This window comes from Rubritalea sp. (assembly GCF_039830215.1).
Classification (GTDB): Bacteria; Verrucomicrobiota; Verrucomicrobiia; order Verrucomicrobiales; family Akkermansiaceae; genus Rubritalea.
Genome location: NZ_JBDOPO010000201.1, coordinates 1 through 1,593 on the forward strand (window position 1 = coordinate 1; position 1,593 = coordinate 1,593).

Annotated in this window: 2 protein-coding genes and 1 pseudogene; 1 reads left to right on the top strand and 2 read right to left on the bottom strand. The window is 46.3% G+C overall.

What is annotated here, in order from left to right; genetic code table 11:
- Positions 1 to 86 precede the first annotated feature (86 nt).
- Positions 87 to 473 (bottom strand): GntR family transcriptional regulator, encoded by a 387-nt coding sequence (locus tag ABGY95_RS06630; protein WP_347440906.1) that lies wholly within the window; start codon positions 471 to 473, stop codon positions 87 to 89.
- A 205-nt stretch (positions 474 to 678) separates the two neighbouring features.
- Complete coding sequence (locus tag ABGY95_RS06635; protein ID WP_347440907.1) at positions 679 to 960, bottom strand: hypothetical protein; 282 nt, start codon at positions 958 to 960, stop codon at positions 679 to 681.
- Between the two features lie 182 nt (positions 961 to 1,142).
- On the opposite strand from ABGY95_RS06635, the pseudogene ABGY95_RS06640 reads away from it, so the two are divergent.
- A pseudogene (locus ABGY95_RS06640) lies at positions 1,143 to 1,593 on the top strand (cation diffusion facilitator family transporter); the annotation flags it as partial.

Sequence of the window (1,593 nt, forward strand, 5' to 3'; positions counted from 1 at the left end):
GAGTCCGACCAATGCTGGGTATTTTCCAAAGTTTATGTGCAGATCGTGCACATCGATAGTGAGGTTTTCCATGAGCGTTAAAGTGGTTATTTGGTGAGTTTTTTCCAAGTGTCAGAGAGAGTTTTTTTCAGTTGAGCCTCGGTGAATCCGATGCGTTTGGCTTCGATTACTAAATGATCGAGAGCCTCTCCAATCATTGACTGAAGTTCGATAGAACTACGTTTTTGCTGGGGAGCCACACGCGTCCCTCTCCCCGAAAGTACCTCAAGAGTTCCTTCTTGAACTAGGACCTGCACCACCTTGTGAGCAGTGTTAGGATTAATTTTAGCTATCTTACTCAGAGCTCGTACAGATGGGAAACCGTCACCCTCCACGAGTAAACCTGCTGCAATGGCGCGGTGTACAGCGTGGATGACCTGCTCGTAGGCGGGACATCCTGGCACAATTTCTATCTGTAACGGAAATTCACTCATTCGTGTATAGGTGTTCTAGTTCACGTGGTACACTTGGCGCAAGTAAAAAGAGAATAAGATTTTAGTGAGACTTCATGTTGCAACACGAAACTTCGGTGTGTTCTATGTGGCAACAGTGCCTAGAGGATAAACTCTGATGAGAGATGATTTTTCAACACCCCCTCAAAAGGGGATGACGTTTCGATCACCACTTAGGCTTCGCCAATTATTTCCAGCGAAATCGAATAAACATCAGTGCTATGCCCACGAACCCGCAGAATGTGAGGATGTAGTGAAGGTGGGAAATATTAATCAGCCTATAGAATGGGTAGTCGTAGCCAAAAGCTCTGAGCGGTTCGATGTCACTATGTATGATACCGTCTAGCAATACATGGCTAAGACCAACGATCACTAAAGCTATGATCGCAGGGAGTGTTTTTATTTTGATAGAAATGTGCACTTTTTCTAGGACTCCTCGGGCTGCTAACTTATTCCACCATCGGGACACCCAGAGGCAAAACAGCAGGCGCGAAAGCTAAACCTGCGCGTTCCATACCCACCAGTGAGTCCGCCGAGTCAGAGATGAAAGGTAGTGAAGGGCATCTAGATGAAGCTAGTTGACCCGACCGTCGAGTAAATGGAAAAGAGCCTTCTTGTGGTGTGAGGCATTGTCCTCTATAGATAGAAGTCATGGGACATCATCACCAGCATGATGCGACATCTAGCCTCAAGCTTGTTTTCTTTCTAAACCTTGTATTTACCATCATCGAGGTGGGTGGTGGATTATGGACTAACAGTATAGCCATTTTAGCGGATGCCGTACACGATTTTGGCGACTGCGTTTCGCTTGGCGTGGCATGGTAGCTGCAGAAATTATCTAGTAGGAGGACAAGCAATAGTTTCACCTACGGCTATCGGCGCTTTTCGATGTTAGGGTCTTTGGTGACCGGAGGGGTTCTGGTGACAGGTCTTACCTTTGTGTTAAGTGTTGATATACAAATTCTTGCGTCACTCTATGCCATCTGTGCTCCAGGTATGTTAGGTATGGCCGTCCTTGGTATAGTATTCAATGGAGTTGCTGTATTGAAGCTGAGTGGAGGACAGAGCATGAATGAAAGGGTGGTCCGCTGGCATCTATTTG